The sequence below is a fragment of the Edaphobacter dinghuensis genome (genome assembly GCF_014640335.1).
Taxonomy (GTDB): domain Bacteria; phylum Acidobacteriota; class Terriglobia; order Terriglobales; family Acidobacteriaceae; genus Edaphobacter; species Edaphobacter dinghuensis.
In genome coordinates, this window is sequence record NZ_BMGT01000001.1 from 840,676 (window position 1) to 865,140 (window position 24,465).

Genomic DNA, 24,465 nt, shown 5'->3' on the forward strand with positions numbered 1-24,465 from the left:
GTAGAAGTACATGGAACTTACGCAGCTTAACGAACACTTCGCCATCCCCGGCGTGCTTGCATTTCACCAGACCCCGAGCGGGTTGATCTATGCCGACGTCACAACGCCGCATGCGACGGCAACGATCTACCTGCAAGGGGCGCACCTGACGGCGTGGCAGCCGGCGGGCGAGCAGCCGGTACTGTTTCTCAGCCGCAAGAGCGACTTTGAACAGGGCAAGCCTATTCGCGGCGGCGCACCGATTGCGTTTCCGTGGTTTGCCAACCGGCACGATGGCAAGGCCGGTCCGTCGCACGGCTTTGCCCGCATTCAGGATTGGACGCTTGCCTTTGCCGCGCTTGCGGGAGAAGACCTGCACCTGACCTTCACGCTGGCTCCGACGGCGATGAGCCGCGAGCTTGGCTTCGACAACTTCCGGCTGGCGTATCGGCTGGTGATTGGCCGAACGCTCACGATGCAGCTTGCGGTGGCCAACGATGCCGCGACACCTCTGGTCTTTGAAGAGGCGCTGCATACCTACTACGCGGTCGACGACATTCACGAGGTAACCGTGACCGGGCTGGAGCCGACGCCATTTATTGATAAGACCGATGCGATGCGCGAGAAACCCGCGGCGCATGCGCCTCTGAGCTTTACCGGGCCGACCGATCGTGTCTACCAGAACACGGCTGTGACCTGCGTTCTGCACGATGGTGCCGGGCGACGCCGGATTACGGTGGCTAAGACGAACTCGAATACTACCGTTGTCTTTAACCCGTGGAAGGCGATGGCGGACATGGGCGAAGATGAGTGGCACGAGATGCTGTGCGTCGAGACGGTCAACGCGGCTGCTAACACTGTGACGTTGGCGCCGGGAGAGACGCACGCGATGCAGGCCGTGGTTTCGGTGGAGAAGACCCCTCTTGTGAATTGAAGAGGCCTGTTTCATCATGCCTCAGAAGGAATTTCGACTGCCATGCTGATACTTGCGTCTGCCTCGCCTCGTCGCCGTGAACTGCTGACCCAGGCGGGAGTCTCCTTTACCGTCGAAGCCGCCGATCTGAACGAAGACCGACTGCCGGAAGAGGCCGCTGCGGCCTATGTTCAGCGGCTTGCTGTCGAAAAGGCGCAGGCGGTGTGGGCTCGTCATGCAGCCGACGATTCGGATGCCGATCCGCTGATCGTGCTTGGGGCGGATACGGCGGTGGTGAGCGAGGGAAACATTCTGGGCAAGCCAGCCAATGCTGCCGATGCTCGCCGCATGTTGCAGCTTTTGAGCGGCCGCACCCATGCCGTATTGACAGGGCTGGCTGCGGTGACGCGTAAGGGCGTCAAAAGCGAGGTGGAGATCACGCAGGTGACCTTCAATGTCATCCACGACGAGGAGATTGACGAGTACGTCGCCTCCGGCGAGCCGCTCGACAAGGCGGGAGCATACGCCATTCAGGGCTATGCCGCGCGGTGGATTCCACGTATCGAGGGCTGCTACTTCAACGTGGTTGGACTGCCGATTGCGTGCACCATTGCGTTGCTTGCGGAGGCAGAGGCAGGACTGGCGAGCTAACGCGTTCTTCCATGCGCGGCTTTGTTCCCGGTAGCGACTTTGATTTCATGGCTTGATTAACGTTGCGGCCTACAATGCGGCAGAAGGAGGCTCGCTATGTCGGTTGTGATGCTGTCCGGTCCTATTGGTGCCGGTAAAACTACAGTTGCGCAGGAGCTGAAGGCAATATCGCCTGGGCCACTCTGCTATCTCGAAGGGGACACGTTCTGGCCTGTGTTCGTGAAGCCGGATGCGGCGCAGCGAAGAGAACGCTTCCGGCTGCTGATGCGCTCGATCACTGCGGCATCGATTCCTCTGGCGCGAGGCGGATACGAGGTGCTGCTGGATTTTTCGTTTCCGTTGGACTTTCTGGATACGGCGCGCAAGATCCTCAAAGAGGTACCGCTGGATTTTGTGGTGCTGCGGCCGAGCCTCGAGATCTGCGAGGCTCGATCTGGCGCACGGCCGGAGGGAACGATCGCCGATTACAGTATGTATCGCGACTTCTACGCGATGTTTGAGGGAGCGCCTCGCCACGAGATCTGCGATGATGCGGCGGATGCGCGGTCGTTGGCACGGCGTATCCGCGAAGGGATTGATGGAGGTCTCTTTCGGGTTGGCTGAAGGTCTCGTTGCGGAAGAGTTTTAGTTGGCGGTGGCGAGCATGGCGGCCAGCAGCGCGGTGCGTGGGACGAGGTGCTCGGTGATGACGTGCTCGTGGGCGGCGTGTGCGCCCTCGCCGATGGCTCCCATGCCGTCGAGTGTGGAAATACCCAGGGCGGCGGTGAAGTTGCCGTCAGAGCCCCCGCCGGTGGAGGCTTCGGGCAGGTCGAAGCCTAGTTCAGCGGCCAGCTTGCGGGCTTGCTTGAAGAGAGCGATGGTGCCGGGCTTGCGCTCCATGGGTGGGCGGTTGAGGCCGCCGGTGATGCGCAGCTTGCAGTGAGGGTCGGAGGGCTTGAGGCTGCGGAAGAGTTTTTCGACGCGGGGCGCATCGCCGGCCTTGGCGATACGGACGTCTACCTCTACCGTAGCGGTCTGGGCGATGACGTTGGAGCGGGTTCCGCCGGAGATGACGCCGCAGTTTACGGTGCGGCTACGTGCGAGGTCGGTGAAACCGGAGATGGTCTGGATGAGCTTTGCCAGCTCGAGGATGGCGGAGTGGCCGCGCTCGAAGTCGACGCCGCTGTGCGCAGCCACGCCTGTAACCTGCACATTGTATTGACCTACGCCTTTGCGGGCGGTCTTATAGGCGAGGCCCTGGGCGGGCTCCAGCACAAAGACGGCGGAGCACTCGCGGGCGAGCTTTTCGGTGATGGGGCGGGAGACGTCGCTGCCGACCTCTTCGTCGCTGTTGAGCAGAAGAATGACGGGGCGGGAGAGCTTCAGCTCACGCAGGATGTCGACGGCGGCCAGCGCCATGATGACTCCGGCCTTCATGTCGAGCACGCCGGGACCATACAAGCGACCGCCTGCTTCACGCCAGGGCATGGACTTGAGGGTGCCCATCGGCCAAACGGTATCGAGGTGGCCGAGCAAGAGGAGAGGCTTGCGCGGGGAGCGGGTGGGTCCGAAGCGTAGCTCCAGAACGTCGCCGAATTTCTTTTGCCGGTGGCGCTTGATGCGGCCACCGAGGGCGCGGGCATGGGCTTCGACCAGGCTTACTGCGGCGTTAACTGCTGCCGGGTCTTCACTTGGCGATTCCTGCCGGACGAGGTCGCGGAGGCTGGTGCAGATCCATTCGCTACGGGCTTCGGCGCAGACGAGTACAGCTTTGGGGTTCATGGACGGATGTTATAGCAAATGGATGGCTTATAGGGATACCGCAGGGAGGGACAAAATTGGTCAACCATTTTGACGGATGTGGCATTTTTACCACATTGCCGGATGTTGATCCGGTTGTAATCTACCCGAGGCTGTTTGCAGGAGATGTAGATTCGTGGCATTTGAGGCTCACTTTGAGCGGACAATCCGGTCGGAGATAGGGTTCAGTGGGGTGGGCCTGCATAGCGGCGCACCGGTCACGATGCGGCTGGTTCCGGCACCTGCGGGGTCGGGCATCGTCTTTCGCCGCACGGATCTGGATAACTTCGAGATTGCTGCGATTGGGCGCAATGTGGCCAAGGTGAGCTACGCGACCAGCCTGATGCGGCAGAGTGTTTTGATCTCGACGACGGAGCACCTGCTGTCGGCGCTGATCGGGTTTGGCGTGGACAACGTCATCGTCGAGATGGACAACCTGGAGGTTCCGATCCTCGACGGAAGCGCGCTGCCTTATGTGCAGGCGTTTCATGCGGTGGGATTGAAGCAGCAGCGGCGCAAGCGCGAGTATATCCGCATCCTTAAGGATGTGGAGGTGCGTGACGGCTCCAAGTTCATCGGCGTTTATCCGGGGTCGGGTTATGGCATCGAGTACACGATCGACTTCCCTGCACCGATTGGCTGTGAACGGTTTACGGGTGACTTGGCAACCGGCGACTACGTGAAGCTGATCGCTCCCGCGCGGACCTTCGGCTTCAAGGAAGACGAGGCCATGCTGCGGGACATGGGTTTGATTCGCGGCGTCTCCGACGACAGCGCGATTATCCTGTCGCGCCATGGTGTTGAAAATGGGCCGCTTCGGTTTGATGACGAGTTTGTGCGGCACAAGGTGCTGGACCTGATCGGCGATCTGGCGCTGGCGGGGCGACGGATTCAGGGGCGGGTCGTGGCCGAAAGGGCGGGCCATGCCATGCATACGGCGCTGGTGCAGCGGCTGATGCGCGACCGGTCGGCGTGGGAGCTGGCCCACGGCTACGACGAGGTGGCAGAGGCAGAGACGGTTCCATTGGGGTTACAGCAGGTTTCCGCCTGAGGCGAGGTTGTCGTGGCCGCAGCGACGGCGGACGTGGTATTTTGTAGGGCGTAGCGCGGGCCACACATGGCGGGCCTTCCTTCCAATTCAGAGATTCTCAATCGCAGAGTTTCTAATTCCTTTCTAGAAGAGTTCAGGGAATACATCTCTCTCAACTCGAGGGAAGTACGTATCTAAAAGAGCCAAGGGAAGATGATTGGCGGAAGAGTTCTTTAAAATAAGAGTTCTTCAAATCTTCTCTTCATCTCATCGGTTGAGGCGGGTGCATGACTTTGGCAGGAGTAGCAGCGATTGCGTTGGGGTCGAACCTGGTGTCGGAGTTCGGCGACCGTGAGGCAAACCTGCGTGAGGCCGTGCGCCGGATCGGCACGCTGGGGACGGTGCGGGCGGTGTCGTCGTTTTATGACACGGAACCGGTGGGGTATCTGTCGCAGCCGCGGTTTTTGAATGCAGCGTTGGTGCTCGCGACGGCGCTCGGGCCGCTGGAGCTGATGCGCGCACTGCTGGCGATCGAGCAGGAGATGGGGCGGCAGAGGATGATTGCGAAGGGGCCGCGGGTGATCGACCTGGACCTTCTGCTATACGACGCGGTGGTGATGACGACGGCGGAGCTGACGCTGCCGCATCCCGAGATGCATATGAGACGGTTTGTGCTCGAGCCGCTGGCCGAGATCGCGCCGGAGATGGTGCATCCGGTGATCGGCAGGACAGTGGCGGAGATGCTGGTGGTCGGGATGGTAGCTTAGGGGATTGGTTCGGATTGTGGCTCCAGTCGAGATGATGTGCTTTTTACCGGATGCGGCTATAGGGTGATTCTTCTTTTTTCGCTTTGACTGTTAACTTTTTGCCCCTTTCGTGCGTTGTAGAGGGTGAAGGCAGTTTTTGCGGAAAGAGGAAAGATATGGAAGGTGTTGGCGTACCGTTTATTGTGTTCTTCACCATTGGGTGGATTGCGTGGGTGGTGCTGTCGTCGATTCGCCGGTACAAGATCGCGCGGCTGCAATCGGATGTGCAGTTGAAGCTGTTGGACAAGATCGATTCGAGCCAGTCTGTGCTGGCGTATGCGGAGACCGAGGCGGGGCGGCACTTTTTGAACTCGCTGGCGGTGGAGCAGACGGAGCGGTCGGCTCCGCACCGGAGTATTCTGGGCGGCGTACGCGCCGGGATTCTTTTGATCGCGCTGGGCGTGGCGCTGGTATCGCTGCAATCGGTGGTCAATGGAGATGGCCCGCAGGTGTGCCGCTTCTTCGGCACGCTGGCAATCGCGCTTGGCATCGGCTTTGAGCTGGCGGCGCTGGCGACCTACTTTCTGTCGCATTCGTTTGGCCTGTTGAAGCGGGATGAGCGCGCGTAGCGAGGTTTGGATGCCGAGGCCTACGATGCCTACCATCGTGAAGACCGACGCGCTGATGGCACCGCTCCGGTGGAGGGAGCGGGACAGCTTCGCCATGGGCGAGGAGGCGTTTGAGTCTCTATATGAAGCGACTGCTCCGCCCCTGCTGGCCTACCTGGTAGGTGTGACCGGGCGCAGGGATGTCGCCGACGATGTCTTGCAGGAGACCTACTGCCGGTTTCTGGTGCGGCAACCGGCGGCGATGGCGCAGGATCATGCTCGGCGATACCTCTTTCGGATTGCGAGCAATCTGCTGCGCGATCGCTGGCGCAGAATTGAGGAGCGGCAGATCGCAGAGGATGAGCCTTTGCTGGATGCAAACGCTCCGGACCTGAATCTGCAGATGGACGTACGCCGGGCGATGCGGGCGCTGAAGCCAAGAGAACGCGAGCTGCTGTGGCTGGCGTATGTCGAGGGAATGAGCCATGCTGAGATTGCGGAGTCGACGGGGCTCGGCGCGATGAGCGTTCGTCTGCTGCTGTTTCGAGCGCGACGAAAAGCGGCGCTGCTGCTGCAGCCGGGAGAGGAGAAGGCATGAACCGTGACCGGTGCGAGTGCGAGGGGAAAGTGATAGAGGCCCTGCGGACGGGAGTTTGGACGGCGGAGTTGCAGGATCATGTGGCTGCGTGCGTTGCTTGCGAAGAGACGCGGCGAGTGGCGGGGAGTCTGCTGCGGTATGCCACGACATTACAGGCGGCGAGTGGTGCGGATAATGCGGCCGGCAATGTCGATGCGATCTGGCGGCGGGCGCAGGCGGAGCGGCAGGCGATGATTTTGAAGCGGGCGACGCGGCCGCTGATCGTGATGCGCGGGCTGAGCGTGGCCTGCGTGCTGGCCTTTGCGCTGTGGGCGCTGCGGGGCTTCTCTCGAGTGGACTATAGAGCATGGATACATGCCTGGGCTGGCGCGCGCGTGGAGACAGCCGTGATCGGTGTGGCAATTACAGTGGCATGTATCGGTGTGGGAGCGCTGATTATGCTGCGAGAGGACAGGCAGCGAGGGGTTTGGAATGGGGCTTCTTAAGGGTTGGTGATGTGCAGGTTTCGAGGACCGTGCTTTAGGGGTATCCACCGAAAGGTGGAGATGAGAACAGGTCATTGTGGCGATGACAGCGGTCGAGACACGGTCTAGGCTGGCTGTAACGGTTTCAGTAATGCTCTCCAAAAGAGGTGCCCTCCGGCACCTCTCATTTTTTGCTGCAACGGATTGAACCTATTGGAGTTCATGTTGCTTTACTGCTAAAGCACGATAGTGCAACGTTTATCGTCCATTTACAAATATGTGCGAGGGTGAAAATAACCCATAATAAAGGTATCCGAACCTGCAAGCGAAGACTGTAAGGATGCCTGTGGGCGGATGCACGGGATTATTTTTTCGGGAGACCAGATATGAAGATGCTAAAAAGGCTTGGGCTTTTTGCTGCCGTGTGTCTAACAGCCGGTACGATGCTGGCGCAGTCGAGCACGCAGGGCGCAATCGGCGGAACGGTGTTCGATACGACGGGCGCCGTTATCGGCAATGCCAGCGTCACCATTCACAACAACGGCACCAACGCCGAGATTCACCTGACGGCGGACGGCAGCGGTTACTATAAGGCTCCGCTGCTCGAACCGGGAGCTTATACCGTCACCGTGACCAGCCCGGGGTTCAGCGACTCGAAGACCAACCAGGTGATGGTGCAGGTCAACCAGTTGACCGATGTCTCGCCGAAGCTGGTGACGGGAGCATCGACCTCGGTGGTGGAAGTGACGGCAGAGGCTCCGGTGCTGAACTTCGACTCTCCTGACTTCTCGGCCAACCTGAACCGGCGCGCGCTGGACAATGTGCCGGTAAACAATCTTCGCTGGTCGAGCCTGGCGATGACGACGCCGGGTGTGGTATCGGACTCGAACGGCTTTGGTCTGGTGAGCATTCGCGGTATCAGCCCGATCCTGAACAACGTACTGATCGACGGTGCGGACGATAATCAGGCGTACTACTCTGAGGAGCGCGGCCGTACGCGTGAGGCGTACTCGACGCCTCCGACGGCGATCCGCGAGTTCCAGGTGAACACCGGCGTCTACTCGGCGCAGCTTGGACGCGCAGCGGGCGGCGTCATCAACTCGGTGACCGAGAGCGGAACCAACAAGATCCATGGACAGGCATACTTCTACGACCGCGAGGCCGATTGGGGTGCGTATAACCCATACACGACGAACACAGTAGGGACGCAGAACTCTTCGGGTGGATATACGTTCACGACCACACCGTACAAGCCGGCGGATTCGCGCAGGATCTGGGGCTTCTCGGCGGGTGGCCCTCTGATCAAGGACAAGCTGTTCTGGTACTACACCTATGACCAGCATCATAGGAACTTCCCCGGCACGGCAAAGGCGAACTCGCCCTCGTCGTTCTTCAGCCAGCCGGATGCTTCGCTGACCGGACTGAACGGCTCGCCGACCTGCGATCTCACGACGGGTTACCTTACCGGCAGCTCTTCCCCATCGGCCTCGAACTACTTCTCCACCTACACGCTCGACAGCTATGCCTGCACGCTGGCAGCGCGCGAAAAGCTCTCAAGCTACGCAGTGGGAGCTGCGGCTTATGGTGCCGGGTTGGGCAACTTGCTGACCGACCTTGGCAGCGTGCCGCGTACCGGCGATCAGGAAGTCAACATGCCGAAGCTGGACTGGCAGGTCAACGAGAAGAACCATGTCAGTGTGCTCTATAACCGTCTGCGCTGGGACTCGCCGGGTGGCGTGCAGACACAGGCGACCAACAACTACGCTGTCGATACCTTCGGCACGGACTTCGTGAAGCTGGACTATGGTGTGGCCAAATTGACGACGCTGCTGACCTCGAACATCAGCAACGAGCTGCTGTACCAGTACGGACGCGAGCTGAACGACGAAGGCCAGCAGCCGTACAGCAACTTCACCAAACAGAACCTTGTGGGTACAGGCGGCAATGTTCCCGAAGTAGGTCTTGCGACTTCGACCGGGTTCTATCTTGGATCGCCTTATTACTCCTACCGCAAGGCGCAGCCGGATGAGCGCAAGTGGCAGGTGGGCGATACGCTCTATCTGAACCACGGCAACCACAGCATCAAGGTTGGTCTTGATGCGGTGCACAACTACGACCTGATCAACAATACGTACGAGAGCAACGGCTATATCACCTACGGCTATACCGGAAACTTCCTTGCCGACCTGGCCAGCAAGAACGGCACGCCTACCTGCAACACCACGGCGCTTGCCGCCGCCACCATGGATCCGAAGACGGGAAAGATTACGAGCGCGGTGGGTACATCTCCCTGCTATAGCACGTTCGCACAGGGCTTCGGTCCACCGGTCTTTGCGATCTCGACGTTCGACTATGCCGTCTTCGTGCAGGACAACTGGAAGATCAAGCCGCGCCTGACACTAGAGCTTGGTCTGCGCTATGACAAGGAGAACCTGCCGGGAAATTCTGCGAACGCGAATTTGACTGCGCCAGCGACGGTACAAACTCCCATTGGACCTGTCAAATTCAACCCATACACCCAGCTGACGAATGCGCCGAGCGACAATAACAACTTCGGACCGCGTCTGGGCTTCGCCTACGATGTGTTTGGCGATGGCAAGACGGTGTTGCGTGGAGGCTACGGCATGTTCTATGGCCGTCTTACCAACGGCGTGATACTAAATACGTTGCTCAACACGGGCAGCCCGCTGGGTCAGTACACGGCGAGCATCAAGCCTGCGGCTTCGAACGCGCCAGTCTTTCCGAACATCATTGCAAGCGCGACACCACCGACGCCAAGTTCGTTCTACCTCGCTCACAACCTGCAGAACCCGATGGTGCATGAGTTCGACCTCGTGGTGCAGCAGCAGATGGGCAAGGGCACGGTCTTCTCGGTGAGCTATCTTGGCGCGCTGGGCCGCGAGCTGACGAACTATCTGGACAAGAACCTGAACCCCAACACAACGCCGACAACGATCACCATCTCCGACCCAAGCGGAAAGGGGCCGTTGCAGAACGGCGCGACCTATGTGGTTCCGCAGTACACCGCATATGGCAATACTGCGCTGTTCGGCGCTCTGGCCAGCAAGTTCACCAGCATTACCGAGCTGGCCAGCAACGTCAACTCGAACTACAACGGCATGGTTGCCGAGATTCAAAACCGGTCGCTGCACTCGATCCAGTTCGACGTGAACTATACGTGGTCGCATGCGCTGGACTACAACCAGAATGCACAGACGAACGGCACGACGAACAGCCAGTATGACCCTTACGGTAGCCAGAAGGCCGACTACGGAAACTCGAACTATAACGTTCCGAATCGCCTTGCGGGGTATGTGCTTTACAACTTCCCCAATCGGCAGCAGGCTGGCTGGCTGAAGTTCGTGGCGAATGACTGGGCCTTGAACAGTTCATTCCAGATGCAAAACGGATTGCCTTACTCTGCCACGCTGAGCGGCTATGCGTCTTATGGCGCGCTGAACAGTAGCTGGAATGGAGCGGGCGGAACGTCATGGATCCCGGTGATCGGGCGGAATACCTACAAGTATCCGCGCGACATCGTGCAGGACTTGCGGGTGCAGAAACAGCTTGCCTTTACCGAGCGGTATCGCGCGGAGCTGCGGCTCGATCTGTTCAACCTCTACAACCACCAGAACGTGACCAGCGTGCAGAGCCTGGCTTATCAGCTCCAGTCTGGCAGCGGCGCAGCGGCGAATACGGCCACGGCGACGTTCCAGTCGGGAACGGGAAGCACGGCTTTGTTCGGCACGCCGAACAACTCCAACTCAAGCGGCTTCCTGTATACGCCGCGACAGGTGCAGATCGGCTTCCGTTTCCTGTTCTAGCTGGGGAGGGATGATCTCAGGGGCGGTGGCTTCGGCTGCCGCCCTTTTTCTTTGCGGCCTTTTTGCTTGTAGAACGAAGGTGGCATTTCCTTATTGCCCGGAAGTTCGTTACTCTGCGGCTGATCTACATAATTTGCGGCTGACTATGAATCAGTCTTGCTGTGACGTGCTGTGCCTCGTAACGAGGATGGGCGGTGTGCATCGTTGTTCTGTCTTCCTGCGGTCCGGAGGTTGAGCGGTTTTCGAGGTTTGCGGAGAGAGCATGTCGTCTGGGCCTGGTCGCGTGAGTCTGCGCGCGATTCTTTTGTCGCTGATGCTGATGTTGTTGAGTGTGCTGACGGCTGCGTGGGGGCAGACGGCGGTGGACGGCGCGGTGCATGGCGTGGTGATGGATGCAGGCGGTGCCGCGGTGCGTGGTGCTTCGATCGAAGTGAAGGACGCGGCGAGCGGATTTGCGCTTCGTGCTATTTCAGATAAAAGCGGTGAGTTTCTTGTGGCGCGGGTTCCGGTGGGGACGTATCGCGTGGCGGTAGAGGCTACGGGGTTCGAGCGGCTGGTTCTGACCGGCGTTGTGGTGGAGGTGGGCGCGGTAACCGGCGTGAATGCCCGGCTGCGTGTGGCGGGCGTGTCCGCGACGGTGACGGTGACGGCGAGTAGAAGCTCGACGGTAGAGTCGACGGCGGTGGCGAGTACGGTGACGGCGAACGAGATTCAACAGCTGCCGGTGCGGGGGCGGCGATGGCAGAGCTTTGCCTTGCTGACTCCAACGGCAAACGCAGATGCTGCAGGGCTGTTAAGCTTTCGCGGGCTGGGGGTGACGCAGAACAGTACGGCTGTGGATGGAGTGAGCGACGATCAGAGCTTTGGCGCGGTACCGCGAGGAGCGGGCGCGGAGAGTGAACGCGGTGGGACGCGCCTCACGGGTGCGGCCTATACGTTTTCACAGGAGGCAGTGCGGGAGTTTCGCGTAAGCGGGCAAAACTATTCGGCTGTATACGGCCATGCAGCCGGCGGCGTGGTGACGACGGTATCGAAGAGTGGAACGAATACGCTGCATGGCTCGGGGTTTTATCTGGCTCGGGACAGCGCGTGGGCGGCGGCAAATCCTTTTTCGATTGCGACGCATTATGCCGATGGCGTGGTGACCAGTGGCGTGGTGAAGCCGCACGATTTGCGGCAGCAGTTCGGCGGCAGCGTGGGCGGTGCGGCGGTGCCGGGAAAGCTGTTCTACTTTTATGCCTTCGATCAGCAGCGGCGAGGGTTTCCGGCGATCTCTTCGCCGCAGGAGCCGGGGTTTTATTCTCTGACGCCGGGACAGTTGGTTCTGTTGGGGGTGCGCGGGGTGACGCCGTCGGAGTCGAATGCTGCGCTCGACTATCTCGACAGCCTGACCGGGATGGTGCCGCGCCGGCAGGACCAGACGGTAAACTTCGGCAAGCTGGACTGGCAGGCGACTGCGAAGAACAGGCTGGGTGTGCAGTATGACCGTGCGCGGTCGAGCGCTCCCGGTGGGGTGAGGTCGGCGGCGGTAGTCGACCGGGGGAGAGCGAGCCTGGGCAGCAGCTATGTAAAGGTGGACACGCTGCTGGGGCGATGGCTGTGGTCGAAGAGTGCGAAGTTCAGCAATGAGCTGCGTGTCGCGGTGGGCAGGGACTTTCAGTATGAGGAAGCGTCCGCTCCGTTGCCGCAGGAACCTGCGGTCGGGCCGGGCGGCTACGCTCCCGAGGTGGCGATTGGGCCGAATGGGCTGACGTTCGGCACACCGCCTTCGCTGGGGCGCAAGGCGTATCCCGATGAGCGGCGAGTGGAGTTTGCGGAGATGGCGACCTGGGTGCATGGGCGGCATCAGTTGCAGATGGGCGGCGACCTTAGCCTCGTGCATGACTATATCGATTCATTGAGCGGGCAGGAGGGGGCGTTTCACTACGACAGCGGTGTGACGAGCGGCCATGCCGGTGGGCTGGTGGATTGGATCACCGATTACACCTTCAACGTGAATGCCTACCCGAATGGCGGCTGCCCGACGATTGGATCGCAGCCGCATTATTTCTGTTTCACCTCGTTTACGCAGAGCTTTGGGCAGGCGGCGGTGACGTTCGATACGCAAGAATGGGCCGGATATGTGCAGGACCACTGGCAGGTGCGGCGCGGACTTACAGTTGATGCGGGGCTGCGCTATGAGTATGAGCTGCTGCCGCTGCCGCAGCGGCCGAATATAGCGCTTGATGCCGAATTCGGCGCCCGCGGAGCTACCGGCGTCTTTCCCGAGGACAGGAACAACGTTGGCCCTCGCGTGGGTGTGGCGTGGGAGCCGTTGGGCGAAGGGCGCGGTGTGGTTCGTGCAGGCTATGGGCTGTTTTATGGAAGGCTGCCGGGAGCGACGATTCGCAGTGCGCTGGTGAATACGGCGCTGCCGACTTCGGCGACGCATGTGCGAATTACGCCGACGACAGTGACGGACTGCCCGCAGGTAGCGAACCAGGGGTTCGGCTATGCGTGCGCTTACCTGACGACGCCTCCGGCGGCAGTGGGAACGACGACCTCGGCCACAGTCTTCGATCGCCGCTTTCGACTGCCCGCAGTGCAGCAGGCCAGTCTGACGGTCGAGCGCAAGGTGGGCGCGGGCGTGGTGGGAAGCGCAACTTATCTGATGAATCTGGACCGGCAGCTTCCGGATTCGGTGGACATTAATATTGCTCCGGCGACGAGTGTGGAGACATTTCAGTTGCAGGGCGGGACGGGTGCGCCGGGAGTGCGCGACGGCGAGATGTTTGCCGTGCCCGTGTACTCCGAGCGCGTCGATGCCAGCTATGGGCCAGTGACAGACATCGTCTCAGATGCGAATGCGAGTTACAACGCACTGGTGATTGAAGCGCGGCGGCGTAGCGCGAAGGGGCTGGAGTTCCGCGCAAGCTGGACGTGGTCGAAGGCGATCGACTTTGGAGAGAGCAACGGAGCGGCGCCGCGAACGAACGGGCAGTTCGATCCGTTCGATCTGCGCTATGACAAGGGGCTTTCGTCGCTGAACTATCCGCATAAGCTGGTGGCGAGCGCGGTGTGGGAGCCGAGATTTTCGAGCAGTCGGCGATGGCTACGGACGGCGGGGAATGGGTGGGCGGTGGCTCCGGTGTTTACGGAGCGGAGCGGCAGGCCGTATAGCCTGAATATCTACGGTGGCAAGCGTTTGACTGGTGGGCATCAGAGCATTAATGGCTCGGGTGGCGCGGTGTATCTGCCGACGGTGGGGCGCAATACGCTGCGGCTACCGGATGCGGCTAATCTCGATCTACGCATAAGCCGGACGCTAAGGGCATCGGAGAAGGCAAAGGTGAGGGGTGTGGCTGAGATCTTCAATGTGACGAATCGAGTGAATTATTCGGGGATCATGCAGCGCGCGTTTCTGGTGGGGACAGCGGTCAATGGCGTGACGCCGCTGGTGTTTCAGAATGCAGCGACGGTGTCTGCGGAGGAATTGAACGTGCAGCCGTTCGGAACGTTTACTTCGGCTTCGACGGGGCAGTCGGGAGAGCGGCGGGTGCAGCTTGGGCTGCGGGTGGAGTTTTAATTCAATCCTGCGAGAGGGAGAGGGTGTTGCCGTCGGGGTCGTGGAACCATGCGATCCTGGCTCCGCCCGGGGCGGTCCAGATGCCTTCTTCGCTTTGTTCGAGGAAGGAGTATTGCTGGAAGGCGAGCCCTTTGGCGGCGAGCTCTTTTACGGAGCTCTCGATGTCTTCGACCTGCCAGCCGAGGATGGTGTAGGGGGCGGGTGTGAACTCCTCGATGCGAACCAGGCGAATCATGTTGCCGTTCAATTCGAAGACGATGGCGAAGGCGTCGTCGCTGACGAAGCGCAGGCCGAGGAGGTTTTGATAGAAGTCCAGAGCACGGGCTGCGTCGCGGGTGGGAATGAAGCCGATGAGTTTGCTGTCGGGAGTCATGGCCGCTCCTGTTCGCAATCAGTCTAGCTGAGCCATGGGGTGCGGATTGGAAGATTGCTGGCTGCGAGTCTCGGAGTGAGGCCGGGAAGCAAAGCGGGTCGTGGGGAAGGCGCTGGGATAGTTCTGCTGAATCCATGCCGTCATCTTTTCGCGGATGAGGCAGCGCAGGTCGAAGCTGGAGCCGGAGTCGGGCGAACTGACGAGGCAGCGGATCTCCATGGTGTGTTCGGAGAGATTGGTGACCTGGAGGCCGCAGACTTTTTTGTCCCACTGCGGTGCGGCCTTGACGATGAGGTTGAGCTGCTCGCGGAGCGCTTCGACCGGGATGGAGTAATCGACATAGAGGAAGGCGGTGCCGAGGATGTCGGACGACTCGCGGGTCCAGTTGGCGAAGGAGTTTTCTATGAAGAAGGTGAGAGGGATGATGAGTCGGCGCAAGTCCCAGATGCGGAGCACGACGTAGGAAGAGGTGATCTCTTCGATGCGGCCCCACTCGCCTTCGACGACAACGACGTCGTCGATGCGGATGGGCTCGGTGAGTGCGATCTGCAGGCCGGCGAGAAAGTTGGAGGCAGTCGATTTAGCGGCGGCGGCGAGCACAAGGGTGGCGACTCCGGCGGAGGCGAGCAGGCCGGAGCCATAGTGCCAGATGCGTGGGTCGTTGAAGGTCCAGAGCAGAACACCGATATCGATGACGATGACAAAGGTGATGAGCATTCGCCGGAAGACCTGGAACTGGGTATGGATGCGGCGGGCGCGGATATTGTTGGCAGCGGTGATGTCGTAGCGCCGCAGCATGAAGGCCTGCAGGACATAAATACAGCCGACGGCGAACCAGCCGAGAGCGAGGACCATCGCCATGATGAAGCCGTGTTGGAGAAGCTTTTCTATGTTGTCAGGGACGGGAAGAAAGGGCAGTGCGAGCAGGACGCAGGTAAGCAGGAAGATAGCGCGTGATGGGCCGCCGAGATAGCGCTGCAGGCCCAGACCTGTCCCAAGCTTCTGGTTTTCCTTGCGTTTGAGCACGCGGAAGAGAACATAATGCACCACATTGGCGATGACGAGCGTGGCACAAAAGAAAAAGATTGCGACAAACCAGGCGTGTTTGAAATGGAAGATCGAATTCATTATTCAGCTTGGATGCTGGGGGCGCGGGGTGAGTGACCTGCACGGGCGGCATTGGAACAAACAGATTTTTCGGCGAAGCCTAAAATAGAGAAGTGAGCTTTACCGAACAATACGATGTGGTCGTAGTGGGCGCAGGTCATGCTGGATGCGAGGCGGCGATGGCTGCGGCGCGCATGGGGCTGCGTACGGCGATCTTTACGTTGAACCTTGATCTGATTGCGCAGATGAGCTGTAACCCGGCGATTGGCGGCGTGGCCAAGGGACACCTGGTGCGCGAGGTAGACGCGCTGGGCGGCGTGATGGGCGAGGTGGCCGATGCCTGCGGCATCCAGTTTCGGCTGCTGAATACATCGCGTGGGCCGGCGGTGTGGTCTCCGCGGGCGCAGTGCGACAAGGCGCTGTATCGCGTGAAGATGCGCGAGGTGCTGGAGGGGCAGAAGAATCTCTTCATCAAGCAGGCCGAGGTGGTGGACCTGATTGTGGAAGAGGTGGAAGGTTCATCAGAACGCGTGGTGCGTGGGTTGAAGCTGCGCGATGGCCGCACGATTCACGCGGCTGCAACAGTTGTGACGACGGGAACATTTCTGAACGGGCTGATTCACTGTGGTGAACAGCAGTACACCGCCGGACGCAGTGGCGAGCCTGCGAGTGTTTTGCTGGGCGAGAGTTTGAAGCGGCTGGGACTGCGCGAATGCCGCTTGAAGACAGGCACGCCACCGCGGCTCGATGGCCGCACGATTGAGTGGGATAAGTTTGAGGAGCAGCCGGGCGATGCCGATCCCACTCCGTTCAGCTTTCGCACGCGCTCGCTGCCGTTGCGGCAGATCATGTGCCACATCGCGCACACGACGCCGGAGACGCTGCGGCTGATCCGCGAGAACGTGCATCGCTCGCCCATGTACACAGGGCAGATCGAAGGCATCGGGCCGCGTTATTGTCCTTCGATCGAAGACAAGATTGTGCGCTTTCCGGAAAAGACGCGGCACCAGTTTTTCTTGGAGCCTGAAGGGCTGAACACGCACGAGGTCTACATCAACGGCATGAGCACTAGCCTGCCGATGGAGATTCAGGCGGCGATGGTGCGGTCGATTCCGGGGCTGGAAAATGCGGAGATGCTGCGACCCGGCTATGCGATTGAGTATGACGCGATCGATCCGACGGAGCTTGATCGGACGCTGCGGGTGAAGTCGATGCGGGGGCTGTATCTTGCCGGACAGATCAACGGCACCAGCGGTTATGAAGAGGCTGCGTGTCAGGGCTTGATGGCGGGCATCAATGCTGCGCTTGCCGTGCGCGGCGAAGAGGGCTTTACGCTGGACCGCACGGAAGGCTATACGGGCATTCTGATTGATGACCTGATCAGCAAGGGAACGAACGAGCCCTACCGCATGTTTACCTCGCGAGCGGAGTTCCGGCTGCATCTGCGGATCGACAATGCTGATCGCAGGCTGACTCCGCATGGGCGTCGGCTGGGCCTGATTGACGATGAGGCGTGGGCCGGTTACGAGGCGAAGCAAGCGCGTGCTGTGGCGTTTGAGAAGCTGCTGGAGACGGTGCGGGTGAAGACCGGTGAGCTGCCAGCGGAGTTGGTGGCGCGGCTCGATGGCGATGGTGCCGTTGCGGGACAGACGTTTACACAGTTGCTGAAGCGACCCGAGGTTGCGGTGGAAGAGATTGCTCCGCTAATGCGAGAGCGATTGGCGAACGAGGGCGAGACGCTTGCAGTCTGGGTTGCGGCGATGGATGCGGCTGGCGATGCGCGGTTGCCTGCATGGGTTCGCAACGAGATGAAGACGGTCGAGACGGAGATCAAGTATGCGGGTTATCTTGACCAGCAGCGGCGGTCGATCGAGAAGCTGCGCAAGGCGGAGAAGCGCTTGATCCCGGAGTGGTTCGACTATGCGGCGGTGAGCGGCCTGTCGACTGAGATGAAGCAGGTGCTCTCGCGGGTGAGACCGCAGACGCTGGGGCAGGCCAGTCGCATCGCCGGGGTTACGCCTGCGGCGGTCAGTCTGATTCATGGATACATCGAGATTCAGGGGCGGCGACGGAGCGCGGCAGCCCAACTTAATGAATCTGCGTCCGGCATGAGCGCGTATTAAAAGTAGCGGGATGCAGTGGAGGTTCGAGATGCAAACAGGCAAAATGTTGTCGCGGTTCGCATGGATGGCGTTGCTGGTGGTTGCGGTGGTTCTGGTGGCGTGGCGTGGGATGCAGATGACCCAGGTGAGCGCGCAGGCGAAGGCTCCCGTGCCTGCCGTCGATGAGACAAAGACGGCCAAGTCGGGCCACGAGACAGCAGTGTTTGCTGGCGGATGCTTCTGGGGAACGCAGTCGGTCTTTCAGCGGGTAAAAGGTGTTACGGCGACGACTGCCGGGTACTCCGGTGGATCGGCTTCGACGGCGACCTATGCGCAGGTAACGACCGAGACGACGGGACATGCGGAGTCGGTGAAGGTGGTCTACGATCCGTCGAGACTGACGTATGGGCAACTTTTACAGATCTTCTTCTCGGTGCACGACCCGACGCAGTTGAACCGGCAGGGGCCGGATGTGGGCACGTCGTATCGTTCGGCGATCTTCTATTCAAACGACGAGCAGAAGAAGATCGCGACGGCCTACATCGCGCAGATGGAAGCGGCGCATATCTTTTCCAAGCCGATTGTGACGCAGGTGGTTCCGTTGAAGGGCTTTTACGATGCCGAGTCCTACCATCAGGACTACGCGACCAATAACCCCAACAATCCTTACATCATGGTCTGCGACCGACCGAAGATCGAGACGTTGAAGCGGGACTTTCCTGAGCTGTTTCAGAAGTACAAGGGCGAGTAGACGAAGCTACTGGGTGACTTCGCCCTCGGGTTCGTCGGTGGGATTGTCGATCTCGGCGGTGAAGCCTTCGAGCAGCCGCTCCAAAAAGGCGTCCTTGTCGACGGCTTCGCCCTGTAACTCATGGGCGAGCGCGATGTGGCGGGCCAAATCCGCGAGGACGATTCCCCACGCGAAGGGGTCTTCCCAGGCTCCGCTGCGGATGCTAACGTGTTGACCCTGCTCGGCGATCCAGACGCGAAGCACCTCGAAGGACGCTTTGTCGCGCTGGGCGGCGGGTGGAACGTTTAGAACTTTCTCTGATCCCATCTTGATGCTCTCCTCTGAGATGTGCGAGTGTGCTGTAAGTATAAGAGTAGACTTTGTGGAGAGCGTGTTTTCCGCTTTATCCACAAGCGATATGCGGTATCCGCAGGGCCTCTTCAGCTAGGGTAACAATCGATGGCAACCTATCCACAAATTGTCGGCGAGCAGGAACGTCCTGCCTCCCTCCACGCCGAGATGACCATTCTCGGCGCCATGCTGGTCGAGCCGGTCGCGATCAATGACGCGACCATGCTGCTGAAGGCGGACGATTTCGCGCTGGACTCGCACCGCCGTATCTACTCCGTGATGGTGCATCTGTCGGAGATCGGACACGCCGTCGACATCGTCACCGTGGGCGAGGAGCTGCGCAAGCGCAAGGAGCTGGATTCGATTGGCGGCCTGCCTTATCTCGCGTCGCTGAGCGAAGGCCTGCCGCGGAAGCTGAGCATCGAGAGCTACGTGCGCATCGTGCGCGACAAGAGCCTGATGCGGCAGTTGATGGCGGTCTGCGATCTGGGCATGATCGACGCGGCCGACCAGAGCCAGGAAGCGCTGGATGTTTTGAACAACGTCAGCGGCAGGCTGATGGAGATCTCAGAACATGCAGTGACAGGTGGCTTCTCCGACATCGGCGACATTGTGAAGTCGTCGTTCGGGTCGATCGACAAGCTGTACGAGCAGGGCCGTGAGATCACCGGCCTGGCGACGCACTACATCGAGTTCGACCGCATGACCAGCGGCTTGCAGGACTCGGAGCTGATTATTATTGCGGCGCGGCCTTCAATGGGCAAGACGGCGTGGGCGATCAACATCGCGCAGAACGCAGCGGTGCATGGTGGCAAGGTGGTCGCGGTGTTTTCGCTCGAAATGTCGAAGGAGAGCCTGCTGCGACGTATGTTGGCGTCGGAGGCGCTGGTGAACTCGCGCAAGATCCAGACCGGATTTCTGCCGAAGGAAGACAAGAGCAAGCTGCTGGCCGCGCTCGAGCGATTGATGGAGTCGAAGATGTTCATCGACGACACACCCGGCATTACTCTGGCCGAGATGCGCGCCAAGGCGCGGCGGCTGCACCAGCAGGAGGGTCGGCTCGACCTGATCGTGATCGACTACCTGCAGTTGATGACGGGCTCGGCGAGCGGCAGTCAGAAGAAGTTCGAGAACCGCACGCAGGAGGTCTCGTCGGTGTCGCGCGGCCTGAAGGCGCTGGCCAAGGAGATGAAGGTTCCGGTGATTGCGCTGTCGCAGCTCTCGCGTTCGAGCGAGCAGCGCGGCGGCGACAAGAAGCCGATGTTGAGCGACCTGCGCGAGTCGGGCTCGATTGAGCAAGATGCTGACGTGGTGGCGTTTATCCATCGTGACAGCTACTACAACAAGGACGAGAACGGCGACGAGGACCCTGAATCGAAGGGCAAGGCCGAGATCATCATCGCCAAGCAGAGAAATGGGCCGACGGGCAGTGTTCATCTGGCGTATCTGGCTGACTATACGAGGTTTGAGAATCTTGCGGGCGACGGTGGCGGCGGAGGCTACTGAGGGTTTGCTGTTTTGCAGATGCGATAACGGCGCAAAAGACAGAAACTGTTTCGAATTTTATTCGCCATACAAATCTCAAATCCTACTGACATAATGCTGTCAGCAGACCCTCGCTATGCTTGGACTCAAGTCAGCCGAATTTGAGGAGAGCGACACATGAGCAAGACGACGACTGTTCGCCAGAATGCTATCAACTGGTTCGAGATCCCTTGCGCAGATCTGGACCGTGCCACGACCTTTTACGAGACCCTGCTGGGAGAGAAGATGCGACGCGAGAACATGGGCGTTCCCATGTCGCTGTTCCCGGTCGATCAATCGGGGACGGGAGGGACGCTGGTGAAGCGGGTCTTCCACAAGCCGGGCGCGACCGGTCCAATGGTCTACCTGAACTGTGACGGTGACCTGGATGCTGTGCTGGCCCGCGTCTCGAAGGCGGGTGGTCTGGTGCTGATGCCCAAGACAGAGGTTCCCGGCGGGTATGGCCACTTTGCCTGTCTGCGCGATACCGAAGGCAACCACATCGGGCTGCACTCGCACTAAGATCACACTTATGCGACGTGCTGACCGACTCTTCCGCATCGTACAGTTTCTGCGCCTCGGCCGTCTGCTGACGGCGCAGAAGCTGGCCGAGAAGTTGCAGGTCTCGCAGCGGACCATCTATCGCGATATTCAGGACCTTCAACTCTCAGGCATGCCGATTGAGGGTGAGGCTGGCGTCGGCTACACCCTGCGCCGCGACCACGATCTGCCTCCGCTGATGTTTACGCGCAGTGAATTAACGGCGCTGGTGTTGGGAATGCGGCTGGTCAGCGCGTGGGGTGGTGCGGAGAACGTCATTGCGGCGAATCAGGCTTTGCAACGGATTGAGGCCGTGCTGCCTGCGGAGCTGCGTAACGAGCTGGACTCGATTCTGCTGTTCGCGCCGGGTGGCTTTCACATGGCGCAACATCTGCGCGAACGGATCGACACCTTGCACGCGGCCTGCATCGCGAAGCGCGCCATCGAGTTTGGCTATGCGCGCGAAGACGGCGAGCGCAGCAATCGTGCAGTGCGTCCGCTGGCGCTAGCATTCTGGAGCGGCGTGTGGACGCTGGCCTCGTGGTGCGAGCTGCGCAAGGACTTTCGTGCCTTTCGCATCGACCGCATGGAGGACGTGCTGGTGCTCGACCGCACCTTCGTTCCGCGCAAAGGACAGACGCTTGAGGACTTTATCCGTGCGGCGACGCCGAGGGACGAGCGGTTGCCAAGCCGTCAAGGGTTGGTGACCGGCGGCGATTAGGATAAAGAGCCGATGCGGGCGGCGGTTAGGATAAGAGTTGTGAAGAGTTGGGTGGAGATCTCCGAAGAGCAGTTGCTTGTAAATTATGCTGCGCTTGACAGGGTCGCGGGCGAGGACGTGGCTGTGCTGGCGGTCATCAAAGCGGATGCTTATGGCCACGGTGCGAAAGTGTGTGCTCCTGTGCTGGCGCGTGCTGGCGTTGAGTGGCTGGGTGTGACGGATGCCGAAGAGGGCGTTGCGGTTCGAGCTTCTCTGACTGCGGCAGAGAGCCAGCCGAAGATTTTGGTGATGTCGGGACTGCTCGAAGAGGATGCTGAGACGATTGTTCGGCATGGGTTGACGCCGGTGGTGTGGACGCGGCAGCAGATGGAGTGGCTGGCTGAGGCGGTTGCGCGGCTAAATGCGGAGCCGCTGGCAGTGCATCTGGAGATTGATACAGGAATGGCGCGGCAGGGCGTTGTTCCGGGCGAGGAGCTGCGTGAGTTGTTGACTTGGCTGGCTGCGAAGCCGAGCTTAAGGCTTGAGGGCGTGATGACGCACTTCGCCTCGTCGGAGGTTGCGGACTCGCCGCTTACGCTCAAGCAGCGGGAGCGGTTCGAGCAGGCGATGGCGGCTGTTGCTGCATCGGGTTTGCGCCCGGTTTGGGTTCATGCGGGGAATTCTTCTACTGTCGATAACAGTGCGGTGAGCGAGCGTGATCGCGGATCGCTGGTCTGGCTGCGGGCAGTCGCGGCAGGCGCTGGTGCGCGGGCGATGGTTCGTACCGGGATTGCGCTTTATGGATATTGCCTGCCGGTTGAAGGTGGCGAGGCGATGGTCGAGCCTGCGCTTCGTCCGGTGATGGCATGGAAGACGCGGGTGATCGGCGTGCGCGAGGTTGAGGCTGGCGATACGGTTGGCTATAACGCGATCTTTACAGCGCAGAGGCCGATGCGGCTGGCGCTTTTGCCGGTTGGATATGCGGATGGATTGCGGCGCGAGCTTTCGGGATCGGATACGGCTTCGGGCGGATGGGTGATGATTGGCGGTCAGCGGGCGATGATTGTGGGTCGCGTCTCGATGAACCTTACGATCGTGGATGTGACGAAGATTGCGGGCGTCAGTGTTGGTGATGAAGCGGTGCTGCTGGGCGATGGCGTTACTGCGGACGATCATGCTCGGCTGGCGCATACGATTGCGTATGAGATTGTTTGCGGCATGAGGGTGGAATCGCGGCTGGTGTGAGGTGATGGTGATTCGATAAGGTTTCTGAGAGGATTGACTTGCAATGGGAATCGTCTCAAAAGCTATAGATCGGCTACCGACGTGGGTGCAGATAATTTTAGGCGTCTTATCTATCGCAGCGAGCGTGTATTGCATCGGCCATTATGGACTTTTGCGATTTCTATTGGGCCTTCTTAAGCCTGTTCCTTAACTCAACCTAACCAACTACCCATGCGGGGCGTTATTTGCACCTTGTCGCATGGCCAATTAAGATCGGCTAAAGAGAAATGAGGGACGAGTTCATGGAATCCATCACAACGGCGCGGCGCACTGAAGATATCGCGCTCGATCTGCTGAAGTTTGTCGCGGCACAGGCCAATGTCGGCAGCAAGGGCGCGGGAGCCACAGGCTTTGGCGTGACCGCTTCTCCCAAGTCGGATGACCAGGTAACTCACCTGCTCGAACTGTATGCGCGTTGCCGCCAGGCCGTCGAAGCTCCTATTAAATAAGTGGCGGGTTCGAGTCCACTGCGTGTCGCTGTCGTCGGGGCGGGAGCCTTTGGGCGCAACCATCTTCGCGTTTATCGCGAGCTTCAGGATGCCGGCAAAGATGTCGAGCTTGTTGCTGTCGTCGATCAGAACGCCGCGGTTGCGGCTGAGGCTGTGGCGAAGTTTGGCGTGCCCGCGTTCGATAGCGTTGCTGCCTGCCTGAGTGCGGTGGGCAAGCTTGATGCTGCTTCGGTCTGCGTGCCTACGGTGCATCATGCGACGGCGGCGGAGCCTTTGCTGGCTGCGGGCGTCGATCTGCTGGTGGAGAAGCCGCTGGCCGCGGACCTTACCGATGCTGACAGAATTCTGGAGCTGGCGCGGACGCATGGTCGCATTGTGCAGGCCGGGCATCTGGAGCGGTTTAATCCGGCGGTGACGGCGGCGCGGCGGCATCTGCATCGGCCAATGTTTTTTGAGGCGCATCGTTTGAGCGTGTTTACGCCGCGGTCGCTCGATGTCGATGTTGTGCTCGACCTGATGATCCATGATCTGGATATTGTGTTGAGTCTCGTGGCTTCGCCGGTGCGCGAGGTGCGAGCGGTTGGACTGCCGGTGCTCTCGAACAAGGTGGACATCGCCAACGTTCGGCTGGAGTTCGAGAACGGCTGCGTCGCCAACTTTACCGCCAGCCGCGTAAGCACGGAGCGGGTGCGGAAGCTGCGGTTCTTTCAGCCGCATCAGTATCTTTCGCTCGACTTTGCGCGGCAGGATCTGCTGATGATCGATGTGGCCGCCGCTGCCGGGATGGACCCGGCACAGCTTGCGGCGCTGGCGGCTATGGCGCAGTCTGCGGGACAGCATCCTTCGGCTGGGCTTTCGCTGAGCAAGGTTGCGGTGGAGCAGGGCGAGCCGCTGCGGCTGGAGATTGAGTCGTTTTTGACGGCGGTACGTGAGCGTTCGGTTCCGGTGGTCTCGGGTGAGGACGGGCGCGCTGCGCTGGCGCTGGCGCTGGAGATCAACCGGGCGATTGCGGATCATGCGGAGCGAACCGGACTTTAGGGGTACTCCCCCCTGGGGTACTTTGGTCTCAAAGTCTTGATTTCAGGAGACTTAAAATGTAAAGTCTTCATTCTTTGCGACTTAGACTCAAGCTATTGTTTCTAAATGAG

Annotated in this window: 22 protein-coding genes; 18 read left to right on the plus strand and 4 right to left on the minus strand. The window is 60.3% G+C overall.

The window, feature by feature from the left end; genetic code table 11:
- The first annotated feature begins 10 nt into the window (after positions 1-10).
- The 3 genes from IEW09_RS03370 (at position 11) to IEW09_RS03380 (ending at position 2,146) form a co-directional block, all read left to right on the plus strand.
- Positions 11-913, plus strand: coding sequence for a D-hexose-6-phosphate mutarotase (locus tag IEW09_RS03370; protein ID WP_188552719.1), 903 nt, complete (start codon positions 11-13; stop codon positions 911-913).
- Positions 914-955: 42 nt separating this feature from the next.
- A complete protein-coding gene (locus IEW09_RS03375) occupies positions 956-1,543 on the plus strand; it encodes a Maf family protein (protein ID WP_188552720.1) in 588 nt (195 codons plus the stop codon).
- A 96-nt stretch (positions 1,544-1,639) separates the two neighbouring features.
- Positions 1,640-2,146, plus strand: coding sequence for a P-loop nucleotide/nucleoside kinase family protein (locus IEW09_RS03380; protein ID WP_188552721.1), 507 nt, complete (start codon positions 1,640-1,642; stop codon positions 2,144-2,146).
- A gap of 21 nt (positions 2,147-2,167) precedes the next feature.
- On the opposite strand, the gene IEW09_RS03385 is transcribed toward IEW09_RS03380, so the two are convergent.
- The gene (locus IEW09_RS03385) at positions 2,168-3,304 is read right to left on the minus strand and encodes a M20 family metallopeptidase (protein WP_188552722.1); all 1,137 of its coding nucleotides are present in this window, start codon (positions 3,302-3,304) and stop codon (positions 2,168-2,170) included.
- Between the two features lie 154 nt (positions 3,305-3,458).
- Here IEW09_RS03385 and lpxC point away from each other — a divergent pair, with 154 nt between their 5' ends.
- The 7 genes from lpxC to IEW09_RS03420 all read left to right on the plus strand — a co-directional run bounded on the left by lpxC (position 3,459) and on the right by IEW09_RS03420 (position 14,157).
- Positions 3,459-4,373: a UDP-3-O-acyl-N-acetylglucosamine deacetylase gene (lpxC, locus tag IEW09_RS03390; RefSeq protein WP_188552723.1), complete on the plus strand. Its 915-nt coding sequence runs from the start codon at positions 3,459-3,461 to the stop codon at positions 4,371-4,373.
- Positions 4,374-4,639: 266 nt separating this feature from the next.
- The gene (gene folK / locus IEW09_RS03395) at positions 4,640-5,119 is read left to right on the plus strand and encodes a 2-amino-4-hydroxy-6-hydroxymethyldihydropteridine diphosphokinase (protein ID WP_188552724.1); all 480 of its coding nucleotides are present in this window, start codon (positions 4,640-4,642) and stop codon (positions 5,117-5,119) included.
- A 155-nt stretch (positions 5,120-5,274) separates the two neighbouring features.
- Complete coding sequence (locus tag IEW09_RS03400; protein WP_188552725.1) at positions 5,275-5,727, plus strand: hypothetical protein; 453 nt, start codon at positions 5,275-5,277, stop codon at positions 5,725-5,727.
- 10 nt (positions 5,728-5,737) lie between these two features.
- Entirely contained in the window at positions 5,738-6,304 is a 567-nt protein-coding gene (locus tag IEW09_RS03405) for an RNA polymerase sigma factor (protein ID WP_188552726.1), read from the plus strand.
- Complete coding sequence (locus IEW09_RS03410) at positions 6,301-6,789, plus strand: hypothetical protein (RefSeq protein ID WP_188552727.1); 489 nt, start codon at positions 6,301-6,303, stop codon at positions 6,787-6,789. Before IEW09_RS03405 ends, IEW09_RS03410 begins: the two co-directional genes overlap by 4 nt.
- 365 nt (positions 6,790-7,154) lie before the next feature.
- Positions 7,155-10,592, plus strand: a complete 3,438-nt coding sequence (locus IEW09_RS03415; protein WP_188552728.1) for a TonB-dependent receptor — start codon at positions 7,155-7,157, stop codon at positions 10,590-10,592.
- A 262-nt stretch (positions 10,593-10,854) separates the two neighbouring features.
- On the plus strand, positions 10,855-14,157 hold the full coding sequence (locus tag IEW09_RS03420) for a TonB-dependent receptor (protein WP_188552729.1): 3,303 nt from the start codon (positions 10,855-10,857) through the stop codon (positions 14,155-14,157).
- A gap of 1 nt (position 14,158) precedes the next feature.
- On the opposite strand, the gene IEW09_RS03425 is transcribed toward IEW09_RS03420, so the two are convergent.
- Positions 14,159-14,530 (minus strand): VOC family protein, encoded by a 372-nt coding sequence (locus IEW09_RS03425; protein ID WP_188552730.1) that lies wholly within the window; start codon positions 14,528-14,530, stop codon positions 14,159-14,161.
- A gap of 18 nt (positions 14,531-14,548) precedes the next feature.
- Positions 14,549-15,658 carry a mechanosensitive ion channel family protein gene (locus IEW09_RS03430; protein ID WP_188552731.1) on the minus strand — a complete coding sequence of 370 codons (1,110 nt, stop codon included), beginning with the start codon at positions 15,656-15,658 and terminating at the stop codon, positions 14,549-14,551.
- A 92-nt stretch (positions 15,659-15,750) separates the two neighbouring features.
- Between IEW09_RS03430 and mnmG the strand changes: the two genes are divergently transcribed.
- Complete coding sequence (gene mnmG / locus IEW09_RS03435) at positions 15,751-17,760, plus strand: tRNA uridine-5-carboxymethylaminomethyl(34) synthesis enzyme MnmG (protein ID WP_188552732.1); 2,010 nt, start codon at positions 15,751-15,753, stop codon at positions 17,758-17,760.
- Positions 17,761-17,869: 109 nt separating this feature from the next.
- Positions 17,870-18,490 (plus strand): peptide-methionine (S)-S-oxide reductase MsrA, encoded by a 621-nt coding sequence (msrA, locus tag IEW09_RS03440; protein ID WP_373282797.1) that lies wholly within the window; start codon positions 17,870-17,872, stop codon positions 18,488-18,490.
- 6 nt (positions 18,491-18,496) lie between these two features.
- On the opposite strand, the gene IEW09_RS03445 is transcribed toward msrA, so the two are convergent.
- Positions 18,497-18,796 carry a DUF5076 domain-containing protein gene (locus IEW09_RS03445; protein WP_188552733.1) on the minus strand — a complete coding sequence of 100 codons (300 nt, stop codon included), beginning with the start codon at positions 18,794-18,796 and terminating at the stop codon, positions 18,497-18,499.
- A gap of 132 nt (positions 18,797-18,928) precedes the next feature.
- Here IEW09_RS03445 and dnaB point away from each other — a divergent pair, with 132 nt between their 5' ends.
- From dnaB to IEW09_RS03475, 6 genes are all read left to right on the plus strand, one after another.
- The gene (gene dnaB / locus IEW09_RS03450; protein WP_188552734.1) at positions 18,929-20,326 is read left to right on the plus strand and encodes a replicative DNA helicase; all 1,398 of its coding nucleotides are present in this window, start codon (positions 18,929-18,931) and stop codon (positions 20,324-20,326) included.
- A gap of 156 nt (positions 20,327-20,482) precedes the next feature.
- Positions 20,483-20,866 carry a VOC family protein gene (locus tag IEW09_RS03455; RefSeq protein WP_188552735.1) on the plus strand — a complete coding sequence of 128 codons (384 nt, stop codon included), beginning with the start codon at positions 20,483-20,485 and terminating at the stop codon, positions 20,864-20,866.
- Positions 20,867-20,876: 10 nt separating this feature from the next.
- Positions 20,877-21,605, plus strand: a complete 729-nt coding sequence (locus IEW09_RS03460; protein WP_188552736.1) for a helix-turn-helix transcriptional regulator — start codon at positions 20,877-20,879, stop codon at positions 21,603-21,605.
- A gap of 39 nt (positions 21,606-21,644) precedes the next feature.
- Entirely contained in the window at positions 21,645-22,829 is a 1,185-nt protein-coding gene (alr, locus tag IEW09_RS03465) for an alanine racemase (protein WP_229739052.1), read from the plus strand.
- Between the two features lie 281 nt (positions 22,830-23,110).
- Positions 23,111-23,317 carry a hypothetical protein gene (locus IEW09_RS03470; protein WP_188552738.1) on the plus strand — a complete coding sequence of 69 codons (207 nt, stop codon included), beginning with the start codon at positions 23,111-23,113 and terminating at the stop codon, positions 23,315-23,317.
- A complete protein-coding gene (locus IEW09_RS03475) occupies positions 23,318-24,355 on the plus strand; it encodes a Gfo/Idh/MocA family protein (protein ID WP_188552739.1) in 1,038 nt (345 codons plus the stop codon).
- Positions 24,356-24,465: the final 110 nt, after the last annotated feature.

Bases quoted from the DNA above. Each gene is read 5' to 3' on its own strand.
- IEW09_RS03370 (WP_188552719.1), top strand. From the start codon at position 11: ATGGAACTTACGCAGCTTAACGAACACTTCGCCATCCCCGGCGTGCTT.
- IEW09_RS03375 (WP_188552720.1), top strand. From the start codon at position 956: ATGCTGATACTTGCGTCTGCCTCGCCTCGTCGCCGTGAACTGCTGACC.
- IEW09_RS03380 (WP_188552721.1), top strand. From the start codon at position 1,640: ATGTCGGTTGTGATGCTGTCCGGTCCTATTGGTGCCGGTAAAACTACA.
- IEW09_RS03385 (WP_188552722.1), bottom strand. From the start codon at position 3,304: ATGAACCCCAAAGCTGTACTCGTCTGCGCCGAAGCCCGTAGCGAATGG.
- folK (WP_188552724.1), top strand. From the start codon at position 4,640: ATGACTTTGGCAGGAGTAGCAGCGATTGCGTTGGGGTCGAACCTGGTG.
- IEW09_RS03400 (WP_188552725.1), top strand. From the start codon at position 5,275: ATGGAAGGTGTTGGCGTACCGTTTATTGTGTTCTTCACCATTGGGTGG.
- IEW09_RS03405 (WP_188552726.1), top strand. From the start codon at position 5,738: ATGCCGAGGCCTACGATGCCTACCATCGTGAAGACCGACGCGCTGATG.
- IEW09_RS03410 (WP_188552727.1), top strand. From the start codon at position 6,301: ATGAACCGTGACCGGTGCGAGTGCGAGGGGAAAGTGATAGAGGCCCTG.
- IEW09_RS03415 (WP_188552728.1), top strand. From the start codon at position 7,155: ATGAAGATGCTAAAAAGGCTTGGGCTTTTTGCTGCCGTGTGTCTAACA.
- IEW09_RS03420 (WP_188552729.1), top strand. From the start codon at position 10,855: ATGTCGTCTGGGCCTGGTCGCGTGAGTCTGCGCGCGATTCTTTTGTCG.
- IEW09_RS03425 (WP_188552730.1), bottom strand. From the start codon at position 14,530: ATGACTCCCGACAGCAAACTCATCGGCTTCATTCCCACCCGCGACGCA.
- IEW09_RS03430 (WP_188552731.1), bottom strand. From the start codon at position 15,658: ATGAATTCGATCTTCCATTTCAAACACGCCTGGTTTGTCGCAATCTTT.
- msrA (WP_373282797.1), top strand. From the start codon at position 17,870: ATGCAGATGACCCAGGTGAGCGCGCAGGCGAAGGCTCCCGTGCCTGCC.
- IEW09_RS03445 (WP_188552733.1), bottom strand. From the start codon at position 18,796: ATGGGATCAGAGAAAGTTCTAAACGTTCCACCCGCCGCCCAGCGCGAC.
- dnaB (WP_188552734.1), top strand. From the start codon at position 18,929: ATGGCAACCTATCCACAAATTGTCGGCGAGCAGGAACGTCCTGCCTCC.
- IEW09_RS03455 (WP_188552735.1), top strand. From the start codon at position 20,483: ATGAGCAAGACGACGACTGTTCGCCAGAATGCTATCAACTGGTTCGAG.
- IEW09_RS03460 (WP_188552736.1), top strand. From the start codon at position 20,877: ATGCGACGTGCTGACCGACTCTTCCGCATCGTACAGTTTCTGCGCCTC.
- IEW09_RS03470 (WP_188552738.1), top strand. From the start codon at position 23,111: ATGGAATCCATCACAACGGCGCGGCGCACTGAAGATATCGCGCTCGAT.